This is a genomic window from Mesorhizobium sp. B2-7-2 (assembly GCF_006440775.1).
Classification (GTDB): domain Bacteria; phylum Pseudomonadota; class Alphaproteobacteria; order Rhizobiales; family Rhizobiaceae; genus Mesorhizobium.
On record NZ_VFTZ01000004.1, the window covers coordinates 123,121 to 141,967 of the forward strand.

The 18,847-nt window shown below is 63.9% G+C and carries 15 protein-coding genes; 7 read left to right on the plus strand and 8 right to left on the minus strand.

Annotated features, from left to right (window positions below):
• Nucleotides 1-225 precede the first annotated feature (225 nt).
• Together mscL and FJ425_RS07400 are read left to right on the plus strand one after the other, a co-directional pair.
• Nucleotides 226-648 (plus strand): large conductance mechanosensitive channel protein MscL, encoded by a 423-nt coding sequence (mscL, locus tag FJ425_RS07395; protein WP_095766185.1) that lies wholly within the window; start codon nt 226-228, stop codon nt 646-648.
• Between the two features lie 111 nt (nt 649-759).
• Nucleotides 760-1,926, plus strand: coding sequence for a pyridoxal phosphate-dependent aminotransferase (locus tag FJ425_RS07400; protein ID WP_140722645.1), 1,167 nt, complete (start codon nt 760-762; stop codon nt 1,924-1,926).
• A gap of 11 nt (nt 1,927-1,937) precedes the next feature.
• Here FJ425_RS07400 and hemA read toward each other — a convergent pair whose 3' ends face one another.
• The gene (gene hemA / locus FJ425_RS07405) at nt 1,938-3,215 is read right to left on the minus strand and encodes a 5-aminolevulinate synthase (protein WP_140722648.1); all 1,278 of its coding nucleotides are present in this window, start codon (nt 3,213-3,215) and stop codon (nt 1,938-1,940) included.
• 276 nt (nt 3,216-3,491) lie between these two features.
• On the opposite strand from hemA, the gene galE reads away from it, so the two are divergent.
• Together galE and FJ425_RS07415 are read left to right on the plus strand one after the other, a co-directional pair.
• On the plus strand, nt 3,492-4,487 hold the full coding sequence (gene galE, locus FJ425_RS07410; protein WP_140722722.1) for a UDP-glucose 4-epimerase GalE: 996 nt from the start codon (nt 3,492-3,494) through the stop codon (nt 4,485-4,487).
• A gap of 95 nt (nt 4,488-4,582) precedes the next feature.
• Entirely contained in the window at nt 4,583-5,839 is a 1,257-nt protein-coding gene (locus FJ425_RS07415; protein ID WP_140722650.1) for a D-amino acid dehydrogenase, read from the plus strand.
• Between the two features lie 131 nt (nt 5,840-5,970).
• Here the strand turns inward: FJ425_RS07415 and FJ425_RS07420 are convergent, their stop codons facing one another.
• The 7 genes from FJ425_RS07420 to FJ425_RS07450 all read right to left on the minus strand — a co-directional run bounded on the left by FJ425_RS07420 (nt 5,971) and on the right by FJ425_RS07450 (nt 13,191).
• On the minus strand, nt 5,971-7,323 hold the full coding sequence (locus FJ425_RS07420) for an FGGY-family carbohydrate kinase (RefSeq protein ID WP_140722653.1): 1,353 nt from the start codon (nt 7,321-7,323) through the stop codon (nt 5,971-5,973).
• Nucleotides 7,320-7,634, minus strand: coding sequence for an L-rhamnose mutarotase (gene rhaM, locus FJ425_RS07425; RefSeq protein ID WP_181164863.1), 315 nt, complete (start codon nt 7,632-7,634; stop codon nt 7,320-7,322). The genes FJ425_RS07420 and rhaM overlap by 4 nt, the downstream gene beginning before the upstream one ends.
• Nucleotides 7,634-8,635: an ABC transporter permease gene (locus FJ425_RS07430; protein WP_140629627.1), complete on the minus strand. Its 1,002-nt coding sequence runs from the start codon at nt 8,633-8,635 to the stop codon at nt 7,634-7,636. The genes rhaM and FJ425_RS07430 overlap by 1 nt, the downstream gene beginning before the upstream one ends.
• Nucleotides 8,632-9,609, minus strand: a complete 978-nt coding sequence (locus FJ425_RS07435) for an ABC transporter permease (RefSeq protein ID WP_140629630.1) — start codon at nt 9,607-9,609, stop codon at nt 8,632-8,634. Before FJ425_RS07435 ends, FJ425_RS07430 begins: the two co-directional genes overlap by 4 nt.
• Nucleotides 9,606-11,144, minus strand: coding sequence for a sugar ABC transporter ATP-binding protein (locus tag FJ425_RS07440; protein WP_140629632.1), 1,539 nt, complete (start codon nt 11,142-11,144; stop codon nt 9,606-9,608). Before FJ425_RS07440 ends, FJ425_RS07435 begins: the two co-directional genes overlap by 4 nt.
• Before the next feature lie 186 nt (nt 11,145-11,330).
• A complete protein-coding gene (gene rhaS, locus FJ425_RS07445; protein WP_140629635.1) occupies nt 11,331-12,326 on the minus strand; it encodes a rhamnose ABC transporter substrate-binding protein in 996 nt (331 codons plus the stop codon).
• 55 nt (nt 12,327-12,381) lie between these two features.
• Nucleotides 12,382-13,191, minus strand: coding sequence for a DeoR/GlpR family DNA-binding transcription regulator (locus FJ425_RS07450; RefSeq protein WP_128259638.1), 810 nt, complete (start codon nt 13,189-13,191; stop codon nt 12,382-12,384).
• Between the two features lie 188 nt (nt 13,192-13,379).
• Between FJ425_RS07450 and FJ425_RS07455 the strand changes: the two genes are divergently transcribed.
• The 3 genes from FJ425_RS07455 to ggt all read left to right on the plus strand — a co-directional run bounded on the left by FJ425_RS07455 (nt 13,380) and on the right by ggt (nt 18,844).
• Nucleotides 13,380-15,482 carry a bifunctional rhamnulose-1-phosphate aldolase/short-chain dehydrogenase gene (locus FJ425_RS07455; RefSeq protein ID WP_140629638.1) on the plus strand — a complete coding sequence of 701 codons (2,103 nt, stop codon included), beginning with the start codon at nt 13,380-13,382 and terminating at the stop codon, nt 15,480-15,482.
• 52 nt (nt 15,483-15,534) lie between these two features.
• On the plus strand, nt 15,535-16,869 hold the full coding sequence (rhaI, locus tag FJ425_RS07460) for an L-rhamnose catabolism isomerase (protein WP_140629641.1): 1,335 nt from the start codon (nt 15,535-15,537) through the stop codon (nt 16,867-16,869).
• A gap of 238 nt (nt 16,870-17,107) precedes the next feature.
• Complete coding sequence (ggt, locus tag FJ425_RS07465; RefSeq protein WP_140629644.1) at nt 17,108-18,844, plus strand: gamma-glutamyltransferase; 1,737 nt, start codon at nt 17,108-17,110, stop codon at nt 18,842-18,844.
• Nucleotides 18,845-18,847 lie beyond the last annotated feature (3 nt).

Genomic DNA, 18,847 nt, shown 5'->3' on the forward strand with positions numbered 1-18,847 from the left:
CCTCCCTGGCCGGTTTCCTCATCCGGTCGTTAAGACGCAACCACAGCTTGGAGCCCAAGTCCATCGCGGCTTTTGGCGCATATGCGGCTGGCGAGGCAGGTAAGCACAAACCGGTGTCTTCACCCTTTTTCCGGTTTTTCAACCGGGGGTTTTTGTTATTGTGGCTTCGGATCGGTGCCGGAGAGCCGGGGCGGCAGCACGGCCGGTCATGGCAAGGAGGGCCGAATGCTGAAAGAATTCCAGGAATTCATTTCCAAGGGCAATGTGATGGACTTGGCCGTCGGCGTCATCATCGGCGCCGCCTTCGGCAAGATCGTCGACTCGCTCGTCAACGACATCATCATGCCGATCATCGGCGCGATTTTCGGCGGGCTGGACTTCAACAACTACTTCTTCGGGTTGTCATCGAACGTCCATTCGGCCACGCTGGCCGATGCCAAGAAAGAAGGCGCCGTCTTCGCCTATGGCAGCTTCATCACGGTCGTGTTGAACTTCCTGATTCTTGCCTTCATCATCTTCCTGATGGTCAAGGCGGTGAACAATCTGCGCAGACGGCTGGAGCGCGAGAAGCCGGCTGCTGCCGCGGCACCGCCGCCCGCCGACGTACAGTTGCTGACCGAAATCCGCGACCTGCTGGCGAAAAGGTAACTCCTCAAACAGCGCCCTGGACCAAGACCCCGGCCGCTTGCGGCCGGGGTTTTCTGTTTGCGGCTGTCGTAAAAGAGGCTAGCAGTCGCGAAAAACCGGACGGATTCTTGCATGACCCTGATCGAGACCTTGCGCGCCGAAGCCCGTGCGGCGCCCGAAAGCGGCATCGTCGCTGTCGTCAATCATGGCCGCCTGCGCGAAGGCCTGATCCCGCTCTGGGCCGGCGAGGGCGATCTGCCCACGCCTTCCTTCATCAGCGATGCCGCCGCCAAGGGGCTGGCCGATGGCGAGACGTTCTACACCTGGCAGAAAGGCATTCCCGAGCTCAGGCAGGCGCTCGCCCGCTACTACGCCAGGCATTTTGGCAAGACCTTCGCCGAGGAGGAGTTCATCGTCACCGGATCCGGCATGCACGCCATCCAACTGGCCATCGATGCTATCGCCGGCAGCGGCGATGAAGTGATCTATCTCTCGCCGGCCTGGCCGAATTTCGCCGCGGCCGCCGGCGTGGCGGGCGCCGTGCCGGTGCCGGTCACCCTCGACCAGTCCGGCAATGGCTGGTCCTGCGATGTCGACAAGATCGCCTCCGCGATCACGCCGCGCACGAAGCTTCTGTTCATCAACACGCCGTCCAACCCGACCGGCTGGACCGCCGACAGGCAGACCCTCCAGACGATCCTCGATCTCGCCCGCCAAAAGGGCCTGTGGATCATTGCCGACGAGATCTATTCGCTGTTCCACTACGGCCATGGCCGCGCGCCGTCCTTCCTCGACGTCGCCACGCCCGACGACCGTATCCTGTTCGTCAACAGTTTCTCCAAGAACTGGGCGATGACCGGCTGGCGTGTCGGCTGGATCAAGACCCATCCCGCCCTGCAGCAGGTGTTCGAAAACCTGATTCAGTACTCGACCTCGGGCGTCGCCCAGTTCATGCAGCGCGGCGCGGTCGCTGCCCTCGACGAGGGCGACGGCTTCATCGCCGGACAAGTGGAGCGTGCACGCGCCGCTCGCGACCTCGTTTGTGGCATACTCGGCGCGACCGGCAAGGCGCGTTTCACCGTGCCGCAGGGCGCGTTCTATCTGTTCTTCAGGGTCGACGGGATCACCGATTCCCGAGCCGCCGCCTTCGACATCGTCGACAATGCCAATGTCGGCCTGGCGCCTGGCACCGCCTTCGGCCCCGGCGGCGAGGCTTTTCTCAGACTATGCTTCCACCGCCGCCTCGATCAGCTCGAGGAAGCGGCGCATCGCCTGGAGAGGTGGATGAAAGCCCTGTGAGAAAGGCGGCTTCAGCCGCCTGACTTCGGCACCAGCAGCGGAATGATCCGGTCGCTTTTGGCGACGGCGGGCCTGCCGGAGCTGGCATAGGGAATGCCCAGCGCATCCCAGGTCTCGACCAGCGCATCCTGCAAGTGGGCGATCAGCGCGTCCGAATGGAACGGCGTCGGCGTGATGCGCAGCCGCTCGGTGCCGCGCGGCACCGTCGGATAGTTGATCGGCTGGATGTAGATGCCGTGCACGCCAAGCAGCCGGTCGCTCGCCATCTTGCAAAGCTCGGGATCGCCGACCAGCACCGGCACGATATGGGTGGCCGTTTCCATCACCGGCAGCCCGGCCGCGGCAAGCACCTGCTTGGTGCGCGCCGCCTGGCGCTGCTGCGCGTCGCGTTCTGCCTGCGAACGCTTGAGATGCCGGATCGAAGTGGTGGCGGCCGCGGCGATCGCCGGCGGCAGCGCGGTGGTGAAGATGAAGCCCGGCGCATAGGAGCGCACCGCGTCGATGACGGCGCTGGTGCCGGCGATGTAGCCGCCAAGCGTGCCGAACGCCTTGGCCAGCGTGCCCTCGATGATGTCGATGCGGTCGGCCAGGCCTTCGCGCTCGGTGATGCCGCCGCCGCGCGGCCCGTACATGCCGACAGCATGGACCTCGTCGATATAGGTCATGGCATTGTAGCGCTCGGCGAGCTCCACGATCTCTCTGATCGGCGCGATGTCGCCGTCCATTGAATAGACGCTTTCGAAGACGATCAGCTTGGCGCGTTCGCGCCCCGCGGCCTGCAGCAGGCTCTCCAGATGCGCCACGTCGTTGTGGCGAAAAATCTTCTTTTCCGCGCCCGAGCGGCGCACGCCCTCGATCATCGAGGCATGGTTGAGCTCGTCCGAGATGATCAGGCAGTTGGGCAGAAGCCTGGCGATGGTCGAGATCGAGGCCTCGTTGGAGACGAAGCCGGAGGTGAAGACCAGCGCCGCCTCCTTGTCATGCAGGTCGGCGAGTTCCTGCTCGAGCTCGACCAGCGGGTTGGAGGTGCCGGAAATGTTGCGGGTGCCGCCGGCGCCCGAGCCCATCTTGCCGGCCGCGTTCTGGAAGGCGGCAATCACGTGCTCGTTCTGGCCCATGCCGAGATAGTCGTTGGAGCACCATACGGTGATTTCCTGGGCGCGGCCGTTGGAACGCCAGATGGCGCGCGGAAACTTGCCCACAATGCGTTCCAGGTCGGCGAAAACGCGGTAGCGACGCTCGGCGTGGAGCTGGTCGATCGCATCCTCGAAGAACCGCTGATAGTTCATGTCGACTTCCCAATTTTGGGCCGGATCATAATCACTGCCCCATGCCGCGTCCACAGCGCCCAACCGGTCAAAATGCCACGCCCGTGCCCTGTTCCTAACGATGCCGGATCGTGGCCTATTCCTGGCTGTTTGAAGCAGCTTGGTTTCAGTACGATGCCTCGGGCGCGACGAACTGTTACGGACTTAACATAGGGAGGCTAGTGGGCTTGCGGCGGGTTTTCCAGCGCGGTGGCTGTTGAGACAGTTTCCGATAAATCTTGATCAGCGAGGTAGATGATGACGGTTTTGGTGACAGGCGGTGCCGGTTATATCGGCAGCCACATGGTCTGGGAGTTGTTGGACGCCGGCGAGAGTGTCGTGGTGCTCGACCGGCTCTCCACCGGCTTCGAATGGGCGGTCGCCCCGGAAGCAAAGCTTACCGTCGGCGATGTCGCCGATCGTGATCTGGTCGGCCGGATCATTCGCGACAACAAGGTCGACGCCATCATCCACTTCGCCGGCTCGATCGTGGTGCCGGAATCGGTCGCCGACCCACTTGGCTATTACGAAAACAACACCTGCAAGACCCGCACGCTGATCGAAACGGCCGTGCGCGAGGGCGTGCCGCATTTCATTTTCTCCTCCACCGCCGCCGTCTATGGCGGCGCCGGGCTGGAGCCGGTGCGCGAGGATGCCCGCCTTGCGCCGGAATCGCCTTACGGCCTTTCCAAGCTGATGAGCGAATGGATGCTGCGCGATGCAGCGTTGGCACACGACATCCGCTATACGGCGCTGCGCTATTTCAATGTCGCCGGCGCCGATCCGAAGGGCCGCACGGGACAGTCGACGCCCGGCGCCACGCATCTGATCAAGGTCGCCTGCGAGACCGCGCTCGGCAAGCGGCCCTTCATGCAGATCTTCGGCACCGATTATGCGACGCCGGACGGCACCTGCATGCGCGACTACATCCATGTCAGCGATCTCGCCGCCGCGCACCGGCTGGCGCTGCAGCGGCTGCGCGATGGCGGCGGCAGTCTCGTCGCCAATTGCGGCTACAGCCACGGCTATTCGGTGCTCGAGGTGATCGACAGCGTGCGCCGCGCCTTCGGCCATGACTTCGACGTGCGCATGGGCGACCGCCGGCCGGGCGACGCCGCAGCCGTGGTCGCCAATTCCGAGCTTGCCCGCAAGGAACTCGGCTGGACGCCGCAGCGCGACGATCTCGACCTGATCGTCAACGACGCGCTGGCCTGGGAACGGATCCTGACGACCAAGAACTCCATCAGAAGCTGACTGTTGGGCCAAGGGCTCGCCCGGCGCGTCCGTACACGGTATTGAGACCCATTCAGCGGCGCGCACAGGCGCGCGCCGCCGCAATGAGGGATGGCATGAAGGTCTTGGTTCTCGGCGCCGGCGTGGTTGGCACGGCGGCCGCCTATTATCTGGCAAAAGACGGTCATGAGGTGACGGTGATCGAGCGCCACGAAGCGGCGGCACGCGGCACCAGCCAGTCGAATGCCGGCCTGGTCTCGCCGGGCGACGCCACCGCCTGGGCTTCGCCCGCAGCGCTGAAGACCTTCCTGCGCGCGCTCTGGAACCACGATCTCGGCATCAAGGTGAGATTGCGCCTCGATCCCTATTTCTATGCCTGGAGCCTGCGCTTCCTGCGCGAATGCACGGTGACGCGGCTGCGCGCCAACACCGACATCAAGCTGAGGCTCGCGCTCCATTCCCGCGACTGCATCAATCAACTGTCGGAGGAAACCGGCATCCATTACGACGAGCGCAAGAAGGGCATTCTCTACTTCTTCCGCTCGCAAAAGAGCCTCGACACCGGCACCGACAATTACCGCTATCTCGGCGAGCACGGCCTGCCGATCGAGATCGTCGGCCGCGAGCGTCTGGTTGAGCTGGAACCTGGCCTTGCCGGCGTGAAGGACAAGATTGCCGGCGGCATCTATTCGCCAATCGACCAGACCGGCGATTCCAAACAGTTCACCGACCGGCTCGCCGCCTATGCCGCCGAAAAGCTCGGCGTCAAATTCCTGTTCGGCACGACGGTCGAGGGCCTCGACATCGAGGGAGATCGGGTGCGCGCGGTGATGACCTCGGCAGGACCGGTCAACGGCGATGCCATCGTCATCTCCATGGGGCCGGAAAGCGGCCTGCTCGGCCGCCGCTACGGTATCGACCTGCCGGTCTATCCGGTGAAGGGCTATACAGCGACGATCCCCTTGGAGGACGAGAGCAAGGGGCCGACCATGGGCGGCGCCGACGAGGACCGGCTGATCGGCTATTCGAGGCTCGGCAATCGCCTGCGCATGTCCTCGACGGCCGAATTCACCGGCTTCGACCGTAGCTTCAAGCCGGGTGATTTCAGGACCATCCTTGAAACCGGCAAGGATCTTTTTCCCGGCGCCTTCGACGAGAAGAAGGCCGTGCTCTGGGCCGGCCTGCGGCCGATGATGCCGAATTCGGTGCCGGTCATCGGCCGGGCGAAATATCGCAATCTCTATCTCGACACCGGCCACGGCCATGTCGGCTGGACCATGGCCTGCGGCTCGGGACAGTTCCTGGCCGACGTCGTCGCCGGCAGAAAGCCGCAGATCGATCCCAAAGGATTGCTGTACGGTACAGCGCGCTGAGAGGTCTAATTGCCGAGGTCGGCGCTGCCCCTCATCGGCCTGCCGGCACCTTCTCCCCGTTGAACGGAGAGAAGAGAGCTGGCCGCGATGCCGGCGTCCATTTTGAAACGCCGAGGGGCGGCTCTGATCCGTCAAGCAGAGCGGCGCCAAGCCCGAGCATATTCGCCCCAAGACTGATCGGTCGGTGGTTCTGTGCGCTCACCCTTGCCCATGACGGTGGCGCCATCCGACGCCAACAGCGCGGCGCCGATGCTGGTGCCGGTCGAAGTCTCCGAGGCAGCGACCGGCCTGCCTGTCGCTGCCGCCAGCATGCGGATGAAAAGCGGGTTCTGCGCGAAGGGTCCCTCGACAGTCGTCGGTCCCTCGCCGCCGATCAATTCCAGGCAGGTCGCGGTCGTCAGCGCCAGATAAAACGAGATGGCGGCGAAGCGCTGGCCGGAGGTTAGGTCGCCAGCATTCACCCACTGTGCGCCGCGATGCGGGAATGGCCCGGAGCCCTGTTGGGTGGAAGGCAGCAGCAACACCCGCCGCGCCAGAACGGCGGCAACATCGTCTTCGCTCCACTCTTGGTTTTGGCCCTCGGTCAGCAGCGAGAACTCGCGTCCGCCCATGAAGCGCGCCGACGGCACCGGATCGCCGAGCGCGTTGATATTGACCAGCGTGTCGCGCGCGGGATCGAGCTCCACCTTCCTGCCGCCGACCGCCATGGACACCACCCATGTGCCGGTCGAGACGACGGAGAAGGGCGGTGTGTCGGACAAAAGGTGCGGCAGCAGCGAGGCGTTGGAATCGTGCAGTCCGCAGAACACGGGCGTCTGCGGGTCGAGCCCTGTCCGCCGCGCCAACTCCGGAAGGATCGGGCCAAGCCGATCCTTTGCCGGTCGCACCGGCGCCATCAGCCGGCGCCAGTCCATCCTGTCGACCAGCGACGAGTAATCGGACGTCCAGGGATTCCAGAGATCGGTGTGGCAGCCGAGCGAGCTCACCTCATTGGCGGCGATGCCGGTCAGCCGCAGCGCCCAATATTGCGGATACATCAGCATCGCGGCGGCCATAGCGAAGTCGGCCGGGAAGCGTTTCTGCTGCCAGAAGAACTGCGCGCCGAGATTGAGGCCGATGGGCAACCGCGGCGTGCCGGTTTCGCCGAAAGGCGGGCGCACGGCGTCATAGTCGGCCGCAAGCTGGTCGGGACCGTCGAATTCGTAATCGAGCACAGGCAGCACCAGTTCGCCTGAGCGGTCGACCAGCGCGCCGGTCGCGCCATGCGTGGTGATCGAGATCGCATCGATCCGCCGTTCGCAGTTGAGATCGGCGAGGCTGTTCAGGATGAACGTCCACAGCGCCTCGACATCGTGATGCGGGTAGGGCGCCTGCCGCACTGGCGCGTTGGCGAAGCGGCGCAACGCGATCTCGCTCAGCGTCGCGAGATCGACCAGCGCCACCTTGGCGTTGGTCTTGCCGATATCGATGACGGCGACGATCATGCCATATGGAACACGGTTTCCAGCGGCGCCGCCACCGGCTCGTTGTCGGGTTTGGTCTCCATGACGTCGGCCATATGCGCCCACCAGCGCTGCATCACCGGGTGCTTCGGAAGATCGGCCATGCCGTGGTCGTCGCGGCGCCACAGCACGCCGAACAGGATGTTGGTCCCCTCGTCGAGATGGATCGAATAGTCGGAGACGCCGGCCTCTCTCAGCAGCGCGACCAGCTCGGGCCAGATCTCGTCATGCCGGCGCTTGTACTCGGCCTTCATGCCGGGATTGAGTTTCATCTTGAAGGCGTATTTCTCCATCAGGCGAAGCGCCCCTCGCGCAGCCGCCGCCAGACGATCGGCAGCGCAATGACGATGATCAGCAGCAGGCCGATGAAGATCGACATGACGATGCCGGGCACGTTGAGCAGTCCGAGGCCGAACGTCACCAGCCCCATGATGAAGGCGGCGAGCACGACGCCAAGTATGCTGCCGGCGCCGCCGAGGATCGACACACCTCCAAGCACGACCATGGTGATGGCTTCAAGCTCATAGCCCTGCGCGATCGACGGCCGCGTCGAGCCGAGCCGCGAGGTGATCAGCACCGAGGCGATGCCCGACATCAGCCCGGTCAGGCAGAACAGGATGAACTTGATCCGGGCAACGCGCACGCCGGAGAACTGGCAGGCGACAGGGTTGTTGCCGATGGCGAAGACACGGCGGCCGAAGCTCGTGCGGTGCAGCACGAACCAGTAGATCAAAGCCGCGACGAGGAACAGCGCCAGCTCGAACGAGAAGACCCACCAGACATAGCCCTGGCCGAAGAAGGCGAAGCTCTCCGGATAGCCCTTGTAGGCCTGGTCGCCGAGGATGATGAAGGCGATGCCGCGAAACAGGCTCATCGTGCCGATGGTGACGACGATGGAAGGCAGGCCAAGCCGGGTGACCAGCAGTCCGTTGAAGGCGCCGCAGCCCAGTCCCACGACGACGCCGATTGCCACCAGCACCGGTGTTCCCGCGCCGGCCTGCACCGCCATGCCCATCATCGTCGAGGCTAAAGCCACGATCGCTGCGACCGACAGGTCGATCTCGCCCGAGATGATCAGCAGCGCCATGGCTAAAGCGATCAGGCCCTTTTCGGTGAAGTTGAAGGTCAGGTCCGACAGCGACCATGGATCGAGAAAATAGGGCGAGGCGAAGCTGTTCACCGCGAAGATAAGGATCGCGATGATGACGAGCAGCGCCTCCCAGGAGAAGATCGCCGACGACAGCGGCTTGTCCAACCGGTCGGGGATACGGCGCGGGGCAGGGGTGTCGGTCATGCCGCTTCCGCCTTTCTCAGGATGATGCGGCCTTGCCGGCGCTCTCCGCGCGCGTTGAGCACGACAGCCAGGATGATGGCGCTGCCCGATATCGCCATCTGCCAGAAGGGCGAGATGTTGATGACCGGCAGCGCGTTGGAGATGATGCCGAGGAACAGCGCGCCCAGCACCGCGCCGCCGACCGAGCCGATGCCGCCGGCGATCGAGATGCCGCCGATCACGCAGGCGGCGATGATGTTGAGCTCATAGCCGTTGGCGACCTCGACCGAGGCGATGACGTAGCGCGAGATCCACAGATAGCCTGCGAGCCCGCCGATCATGCCGGAAATGCAAAAGACGATGAATTTGGTGCGGCCGACATCGATGCCGGCATAGACCGAGGCGGTCGGATTGACGCCGATGGCGTGGACCGAGCGGCCGATCTGCGTGCGCGTCATGACCATGAAGAACAGCGCGATCACGATGATCGCTATCCAGGACAGAACTGGCAGGCCGAGGAAAGCGGCGCGCTGGAAATTGATGAAGTCCGGGCTCATCTGGTCGGCATTGACCCAGGCGCCGCCCGAGACGACGAAGGTGGCGCCTCGATAGATCGTCAGCGTGCCCAGCGTCACCACGATCGACGGAATGTTCAGCCGCCACACCAGGAAGCCGTTGATCGCGCCAAGCGCCAGTCCGATGGCAAGAGCGATCACGATCAGCACCGGGATCGGGATCGCCGGATGCGCGGCATTGAGCATCGCCACCACCATGCCGGTGAAGCAGAGGTTGGACGCCATCGACAGGTCGATCGAGCGCGTCAGGATCACCACCATCTGGCCCAGCGCCAGGATCATCAGGATCGACGTGTCATTGAACACCTGGCGCAGATTGGCGGGGTCGGCGAAGCCGGGGAAGCGCGTCGAGATCAGGCCGATCAGCACGACGATGCCGGCAAGCAGCCAGATCTCGCGATATTTGAGAAAGCTCTTCATGCGATCCCCGCTGCCGTCCGAACCAGCGTCTCGGCGTCCAGCCCTTTGTTGTCGTAGGTCGCCGCGATGCGGCCCTCGCGCATGACCACGACGCGGTCGGACATGCCGAGGATTTCGGGCAGTTCCGAGGAGACCATGATCACCGAAAGGCCTTGCGCGACCAATTCGGCCATGAAGCCGTGCACGGCGGCCTTGGAGCCGATATCGATGCCCTTGGTCGGCTCGTCGAGAATGATCACCTTGGGCGCTGTGGCCAGCCATTTGGCGATGACCACTTTCTGCTGGTTGCCGCCGGAAAGTGTGCCGACGTCCTGGCTGAGCGATGAGGCGCGCAGGTCAAGCCGCTCGGTGTAGGAGCGGGCGAGCGAGAACTCTTCCGCCAGCCTCAGCACGCCGGATTTCGAGGTGCGCGCAAGCGAAGGGAGAGAAACATTCTGGAAGATCGGCAGGCCGATCACCACGCCCTGCTTGCCGCGCTCTTCCGGCACATAGACGATGCCGGCCTCGATCGAGTCCGCCGCCGATTTCGGCGCGATCGTCTTGCCGTCGAGTGAGATGGTGCCTCGGCTGGTGCGGGTGATGCCGGCGATCGCCTGCATCACCTCGCTGCGCCCGGCGCCGACCAGCCCGTAGAAGCCGAGAATCTCGCCCTTGCGCAATTCGAAGCCGATGTCGTCGAACTCGGTCGGGTGCGACAGGCCGGAGATGGACAGCACCGGCGCGCCGATCTTCGGCTCGCGCTGCGGGAAGATGTGGTCGACGTTGCGGCCGACCATCATGCGCACGATCTCGTTCTGGCCGGTGTCTTTCAGCAGGCCTTCGCCCACCATCTCGCCGTCGCGAAAGACCGTGTAGCGGTCGGCGATGCGGTAGATCTCGTCGAACTTGTGGCTGATGAAGAGCACCGCCTTGCCTTCGCTCTTCAGGAATTCGATCAGCAGGAAAAGCTCCTCGATCTCCTTCATCGAAAGTGCCGCTGTCGGCTCGTCCATGATGACGATGCGCGCGTCGATCGACATGGCGCGGGCAACCGCCACCAGATGCTTGTTGGCGATGCCGAGGTCCTTCAGCCGCGTGTCGGCATCGATGTGGCCGGCGCGCATCGTCTCCAGCACCTCGCGGGCGTTCTTGCGCATGGTGCGCCAATCGATGGTGCCGAAGCGGGTGCGCGGCGCATGGCCGAGAAAAATGTTTTCGGCGACCGAAAGATCGTCGAACAGCACTGTCTCCTGGTGGATGGCGGTGATGCCGTGGCCGAAGGCGGCATGCGCGCTGGGCAGCGTCGTGGCCAGGCCGTCGATGCCGATCTCGCCTGAATCGGGCTGGTAGATGCCGGTCATGATCTTGACCAGCGTCGACTTGCCGGCGCCGTTCTCGCCGATCAGCGCCGTCACCTGTCCCGGATAGAGCGACAGGCTGACATTGTGCAGCGCGCGCACGCCCGGGAAACTCTTCGAGATGCCTGAGAGCGTCAGGCGGGGCGCCGAGGCTGGGGGCCGCTCCTTTACCGTGCCGTCATGGGCCGTCGTGTCCATAATCGTATCGAGCCCAGTTATTTATTTTCCGTGTCGACTCCCCCTCACCCGACCTCCGCTTCGCTCGGTCGACCTCTCCCCGAGGGGAGAGGAGATTTCCGAGCTTGGCTCCAGGCTCTTCTCCCCACCGGGGAGAAGGTGGCCGCGAAGCGGCCGGATGAGGGGGCAGCGCCGTTGGTTCCAGGATCAATAGATCTTGGAGAACTTCTCGATGTTGCTCTTGTCGAACTGGAAAGGCGGAGCCATCGCGGCCGAGTTGGTGTCGTCGAGCGTCACCTTGCCGACGCGGCCGATCGATAGCGTTGCGCCGGGCTTGGCTTCTTCCTTCTTCACCGCCAGGTCATGGGCGAGGTAGATCGCCGAATAGCCGAGGTCGATCGGGTTCCAGAGAGCGACAGCCTGCGAAGCGCCGTTGTCGATGAACTTCTTGAACTCCGACGGCAGCGCGAGGCCTGTGACGTTGACCTTGCCGATCAGGTTCTCGTCGGTGACGACCTGTGCGGCGGCGACGACACCCACCGTGGTCGGCGCGATGATCGCCTTGAGGTTCGGGTAGGACTTCAAGAGGCCCTTGGCTTCATCCGTGCTCTTGGCTGAGTCGTCATCGCCATAGACGGTGGCGACCAGCTTGATCTTAGGGAACTTCTCCGGCAGCACCTTCTTGGCCGCTTCGATCCAGGCGTTCTGGTTGGTCGCCGTCGAGGAGGCCGACAGGATCGCAACGTCGCCGCCTTCCGGCAGGTAGTCGGCGGCGAGCTTGATGATGGTCTCGCCGATCAGGCCGGTGTCGGAAGGGTTGAGGTGGAGCTGGCGGCCTTCCTTGGCGACGCCGGAGTCCCACGAGATCACGGTGATGCCGCGATCCATCGCCTTCTTCAGCACCGGCACCAGCGCGTCGGCGTCATTGGCTGAAACGGCGATCGCATTGACCTTCTGCGCGATCAGCGAATTGATCACCTCGATCTGGGCTTCGGCGGTAGCCTTGGTCGGGCCGATATAGATGACATCGACATCGCCCAGTTCCTTGGCCGCTTCCTCGGCGCCCTTGTTGGCGGCGTCGAAGAAGCCGTTGCCGAGCGACTTCACCACCAGCGCGATCTTGACGTTCTCGGCGTAGGCGGCATTCACGAACATGGCGGCGGAAAAGGCCGCCGTAACCAGCAGTTTCTTCAAAAAGCTCATCGAATATCCTCCCTTGAGCGTTGCATTCCATCGCCGCTGCGAGCGTGAGTTTCCCTCAGGCCTGCAGTGAAGATTCCTCCTTGTCGCTTGACTGTCTGCGGGCGACGATTAGCGCCACGCCCGCTGTTTCCAGCATCTTGGCCTCGCGGTCCTCGATGCCGTCGTCGGTGATCACGGTTGCGATGCGCGACAGCCCGCACAGGATCAGGCTCGAGCGCATGCGGAATTTCGAGGAATCGACCAGCACCACCAGTTCGTCGGCCTGGTCGATCAGCTTCTGCTCCGCCTGGATCAGCAGCGGATCGCCTTCCATCAGCCCGAGTGGCCCCAGCCCCTGCGCGCCCATGAACATGCGCCGCGCATAGAAGTTGCGCGTCACGTCATTGTCGAAGGGCGACAGGATGATGTTCTGCTCGCGGTAGATAGTGCCGCCCGACAGCATCACCGTGTTCTTCGAGTGCTTGAGCAGATGCTCGGCGATCGGGAAGGAGTTGGTGAAGATCGGCATGCGGCGTCCGGTCAGGAAATGCACCATCTGGAAGGTGGTGGTGCCGCCATTGATGATGATCGGCTCGCCGTCCGTGCAAAGGTTCACCGCTTCGCGGGCGATCGCCCGCTTCTGCGCGGCGTTCAGTGTTTCGTTGACGGAGAAGGGCCGGCCGGCAAGGCCGATGAACTGCGGCGGCGAGATCGCCTCGGCGCCGCCGCGCACCCGGCGCAGGCGCTTCTGGACATGCAGCGCCGCGATGTCGCGCCGGATCGTCGCTTCGGAAGAGTCCGTCAGCTCGACCATTTCCTGTACCGTCACCACAGGCTTTTCCTGGACGGCGGACAGAATGATCCTGTGGCGCTCTTTCTCGTGCATGGTTCCTCCCTGCCCAAGCATCAGGCCTTAGAAAACGCGCAGTGTCAATCATTTCCGATCATATATTTTCATTGTGCAGCGCAATATGATCGATATTGATCGTTTGTGATTGACAAGCGCGACGCTTGCGTAGACATTCCCGGTCGAGAAACGAGGGGCGCGGCATCGCGCTCCAAGGGAGGATACCTATGCTCGACAAGCGCTCCGGCTCGCGCCTCGCCAATCTTTGGGACGATGCAAAGGCCGAAGGGATGAGCGGTCCTGAGCTCCTGGTCTACCGCTCGAACACGCTGGGATCCGACAAGCGCGTCACCAACTATGGCGGCGGCAACACCTCGTCCAAGGTCTGGCAGAAGGACCCGCTCACCGGTGAGGAGGTCGAGGTGCTGTGGGTCAAGGGCTCGGGCGGCGACAGCGCCTCGATCAAGCTTGACGGTTTCGCCACCCTCTACATGCAAAAGCTACGCGCACTGAAAGGCCTGTATCGCGGGCCCGCGCATGAGGACGAGATGGTGGCCTATCTGCCCCACTGCACCTTCGACCTCAATCCGCGCGCGGCCTCGATCGACACGCCGCTGCATGCCTTCGTGCCGAAGGCTTGCGTCGACCACATGCATCCCGACGCCATCATCGCGGTCGCCGCCGCCAAGGATTCCAAGGCGATCACCAAGGAGATATTCGGCGACGCCATCGGCTGGCTGCCGTGGAAGCGACCGGGCTTCGAACTTGGCCTGTGGCTGGAGAAATTCTGCCTGGAAAATCCGGATGCCAAGGGTGTCGTGCTGGAAAGCCATGGCCTGTTCACCTGGGGCGACACGCCCAAGGAGTGCTACGAGACGACGATCTCGGTGATTAACCAAGCGATCGACTGGTTCGAGCGCAAATCGCAGGGCAAGGCGATCTTCGGCGGCGAGGCGGTCCAATCGCTCGACGCTTCCGCGCGCCGCGCCATCGCGGCCAAGCTGATGCCGCGGATCCGCGGCCTCATCTCCGAAAAGAGCCACAAACTCGGCCATTTCGACGACCAGCCCGCCGTGCTCGAATTCGTCAATTCGAAGGACTTGCGGCCGCTGGCGGCGCTCGGCACCTCATGCCCCGATCACTTCCTGCGCACCAAGATCCGGCCGCTGGTGATCGAGTTCGATCCGGCAAAGCCGGATGTCGATGCCGTCATCGCGCGGCTGGCCGACGACATCGCCGAATACCGCGTCGGCTACCAGGCTTACTATGACAGCTGCAAGCATGCCGACTCGCCCGCCATCCGCGATCCCAATGCCGTGGTCTATCTGATGCCGGGCGTCGGCATGTTCACCTTCGCCGGCGACAAGGCGACCGCGCGCATTTCCGGCGAGTTCTATGTCAACGCCATCAATGTCATGCGCGGCGCCTCGACCGTCTCGTCCTATGTCGGCCTGCCCGCCCAGGAAGCCTTCGACATCGAATATTGGCAGCTCGAGGAGGCCAAGCTGCAGCGACTGCCGAAGCCGAAAGCACTCGCCGGTCAGATCGCGCTGGTCACCGGCGGCGCCGGCGGCATCGGGCGCGCCACCGCCACCCGGCTGCTGCGCGAAGGCGCCTGCGTGATGCTGGCCGACATCGACGAGGCCGCGTTGGCCAGCGCCAATGACGAGCTTTCGAAAGCCTACGGCAAGGACTTCGTCCGTCTGGTGCGGATCGATGTGACGTCGGAAGATCAGGTGCTTTCCGGCTTTGCCGAGACTGCGGTCGAATTCGGCGGCATCGACATCCTGGTGTCCAACGCAGGTCTGGCCTCCTCGGCGCCGATCGAGGAAACGACGCTGGCCTTGTGGAACAAGAACATGGACATCCTGTCCACCGGCTATTTCCTCGTTTCGCGCGAGGCCTTCCGGTTGTTCCGCGCCCAGAAGATCGGCGGCAATGTCGTCTTCGTCGCCTCCAAGAACGGCCTCGCCGCCTCGCCGAACGCGTCCGCCTACTGCACGGCCAAGGCGGCCGAGATCCATCTGGCCCGCTGCCTCGCGCTGGAAGGCGCGGAGGCGCAGATCAGGGTCAACGTCGTCAATCCGGACGCCGTGCTGCGCGGCTCAAAAATCTGGACCGGCGAATGGAAGGAACAGCGCGCCGCCGCCTACAAGATGTCGACCGACGACCTCGAGGAGCATTACCGCTCGCGCTCGATGCTGAAGCGCTCGGTCTTCCCGGAGGACATCGCCGAAGCGATCTACTTCTTCGCCTCGGACATGTCGGCCAAGTCCACGGGGAACATCGTCAACGTCGACGCCGGCAACGCGCAGAGCTTTACGCGTTAGGCGCGCACTTCCCTTCTCCCCGTTCTACGGGGAGAAGGTGCCCGAAGGGCGGATGAGGGGCGACGCCAGCCGACGAATACTGGGAGAAAGTGCAGTGTCCGAAACGATCATCTCGACTGACGTCGTCGAAAAAAGCAACGCCGCGCGCCAAGCCGACCTCGAGCGCGACTACGCTTCGCTCGGCGAGCGCCTCGACCGGCGCGGCATCGCCATCGACGCCATCCGCGACAAGGTCGAGAAATTCGGCGTCGCGATCCCGTCCTGGGGCGTCGGCACCGGCGGCACGCGCTTTGCCCGTTTTCCAGGCGCCGGCGAGCCGTGCGACATCTTCGACAAGATCGAGGACTGCGCCGTCATTGCCCAGCTGACGCAGGCAACGCCGACCGTCTCGCTGCACATTCCGTGGGACAAGGCCGATCCGAACCGGTTGAAGCAGGCGGCCTCGCGCTTCGGCCTCGGCTTCGATGCTATGAACTCCAACACCTTCTCCGACGCCAAGGACCAGAAGCTCTCCTACAAATTCGGCTCGCTGTCGCATGCCGATGCCGGCACGCGCCGCCAGGCGGTCGAGCACAATCTCGAATGCATCGAGATCGGCAAGACGCTGGGTTCGAAGGCGCTGACGGTGTGGATCGGCGATGGCTCCAACTTCCCCGGCCAGGTCAATTTCGCGAAGGCCTTCGAGCGCTATCTCGACGCCATGCGCGAAATCTATGCCCGCCTGCCGGACGACTGGCGGCTGTTCACCGAGCACAAGATGTATGAGCCGGCCTTCTATTCGACGGTCGTGCAGGACTGGGGCACCAACTACATCATTGCCAAGGAGCTCGGCGACAAGGCCTTCTGCCTGGTCGATCTCGGCCATCACGCGCCCAACGTCAACATCGAGATGATCGTGTCGCGGCTGATCCAGTTCGGCAAGCTCGGCGGCTTCCACTTCAACGATTCCAAATATGGCGACGACGATCTCGATGCCGGCTCGATCGACCCCTACCGGCTGTTCCTGGTCTTCAACGAACTGGTCGATGCCGAACTCTCGGGCGCCGAGGGGTTCAATCCCGCGCATATGCTCGACCAGAGCCACAACGTCACCGACCCGATCGAGAGCCTGATGCTGTCGGCGGTCGAGGTGCAGCGCGCCTATGCGCAGGCGCTGCTGGTCGATCGCAAAGCGCTGGAAGGCTTTCAGGAGGCCAATGATGCTTTGATGGCGACGCAGACGCTAAAGGCGGCCTACCGCACCGATGTCGAGCCGATCCTCGCCATGGCGCGGCTGAGGGCCGGCGGCGCCGTCGATCCGGTCGCCGCTTATCGCGAGGCCGGCTACCGTGCCAAGGTCGCGGCGGAGCGGCCTGCAGTCGCCGGTGGCGGCGGCGGGATCGTCTGACAGGCAGCGCCACTCCCCCTCATCCGGCCGCTTCGCGGCCACCTTCTCCCCGAGGGGAGAAGAGATCAGCGCCGCCGCACGCTCCTCTCCCCTTGGGGAGAGGTCGGATTGCCCGAATTGCCCTTGCAATTCGACTCGGCAATCCGGGTGAGGGGCCACGCGCGCTGCTTCAATTGTTATTGGACTAATTCGCTGTGGCGGTTTTTCCTAGGCGTCCCCCAACGCCTGGAGCACCGCCATGCCCTTGACCCGCCGGACGCTGATCGCCGTCAGCCTTTCGCTCACCTTTGCCTTCACGCCGACCATCGTCTTCGCCGCTTCGCCAACTCCCGCCAAGGGCGAGCACGGCATGGTGGTGACTGCCCAGCATCTTGCAACCGAAGTCGGTGTCGACGTGCTGAAGAAAGGCGGCAACGCGGTCGATGCCGCGGTCGCCGTCGGCTATGCGCTCGCCGTGGTCTATCCCAATGCCGGCAATATCGGCGGCGGCGGCTTCATGACCGTGCGCATGAAGGACGGCCGCACGACCTTTCTCGATTTCCGGGAGCGCGCGCCGCTCGCGGCGACCAAAACCATGTATCTCGACAAGGACGGCAAGCCGATCAAAGGCGCCAGCCTCGACGGCTATCTCGCGGTCGGCGTGCCTGGCTCGGTCGCGGGCTTCGAGATGGCGCGTGAGAAATTCGGCACGCTGCCGCGGCAGGAATTGATGGCGCCGGCGATTGCATACGCCAAAGACGGCTTCGTGCTTAACCAGGGCGACGCCGCGTCATTCGCCGGCGGCGCCGAGCGGCTGGCGAAGGACCCGGCGGCGGCCGCGATCTTCCTGAAAAAGGACGGCAAGCCTTACGGCATAGGCGAGAAGCTCGTTCAGCCGGACCTTGCCGCCTCCCTTTCGGCGATCTCGGACAAAGGCCCGGACGCTTTCTACAACGGCGCCATCGCCGATGAAATCGTCAAGGCGAGCGGCGCGAAAGGCGGCATCCTCGCCAAGCCCGATTTCGAGCAATATGCCGTGCGTGAGCTGAAGCCGGTGACCTGTTCCTATCGCGGCTACGAGATCATTTCCTCGCCGCCGCCGAGCTCGGGCGGCGTCATCATCTGCGAGATCCTTAATGTGCTGGAGGGCTATCCGCTCTCCTATCTCGGCGCCGGCTCGGCCGAGACGGTTCACGTCATGGTGGAAGCCATGCGCCACGCCTATGTCGACCGCAACTCGGCGCTCGGCGATCCGGATTTCGTCGACAATCCGGTCTCGAGGCTGCTCGACAAGGCCTATGCGAAAGACATCCGCGACAAGATCGATCCGTTCCGTGCCGGCGTGTCGAAGGAACTGATGCCGAAAGGCTTCGGCGAGTCGAAGGAAACCACGCATTATTCGATCATCGACAAGGACGGCAATGCGGTTGCGGTCACCTACACGCTGAACGGCTCCTTCGGCGCCGGGGTCGTCGCCGACGGCACCGGCATCCTGCTCAACAACGAGATGGACGATTTCACCCAGAAGCCGGGCGTGCCCAACCTCTACGGCCTGGTCCAGGGCGAAGCGAACGCCATCCAGCCGAAGAAGACGCCCTTATCCTCGATGAGCCCGACGATCGTCACGAAGGACGGCAAGCCGTTCATGGTCATCGGCAGCCCGGGCGGCTCGCGCATCATCACCATCACGCTGGAGGTGATCGTCAACGTCATCGACCACGGCATGGACATCCAGCAGGCGATCGACGCTCCGCGTATCCATCATCAATGGCTGCCGGACACGGTCTATGTCGAACCATTCGGGCTGTCGCCGGACACGGAGAAGCTGCTTGCCGGCATGGGCTACCATCTCGACCTCAGCGACCAGATCTGGGGGCAGGCCGCCGGCATCCTGGTCGGTGGCAAGAGCCTGGCACAGATCGAGAAAGGCGGCGGCGCGCGCTACAACGGCGCCATCGACAGCCGCGCTGCCGCCGGTGAGGCGCTGGGATATTAATTG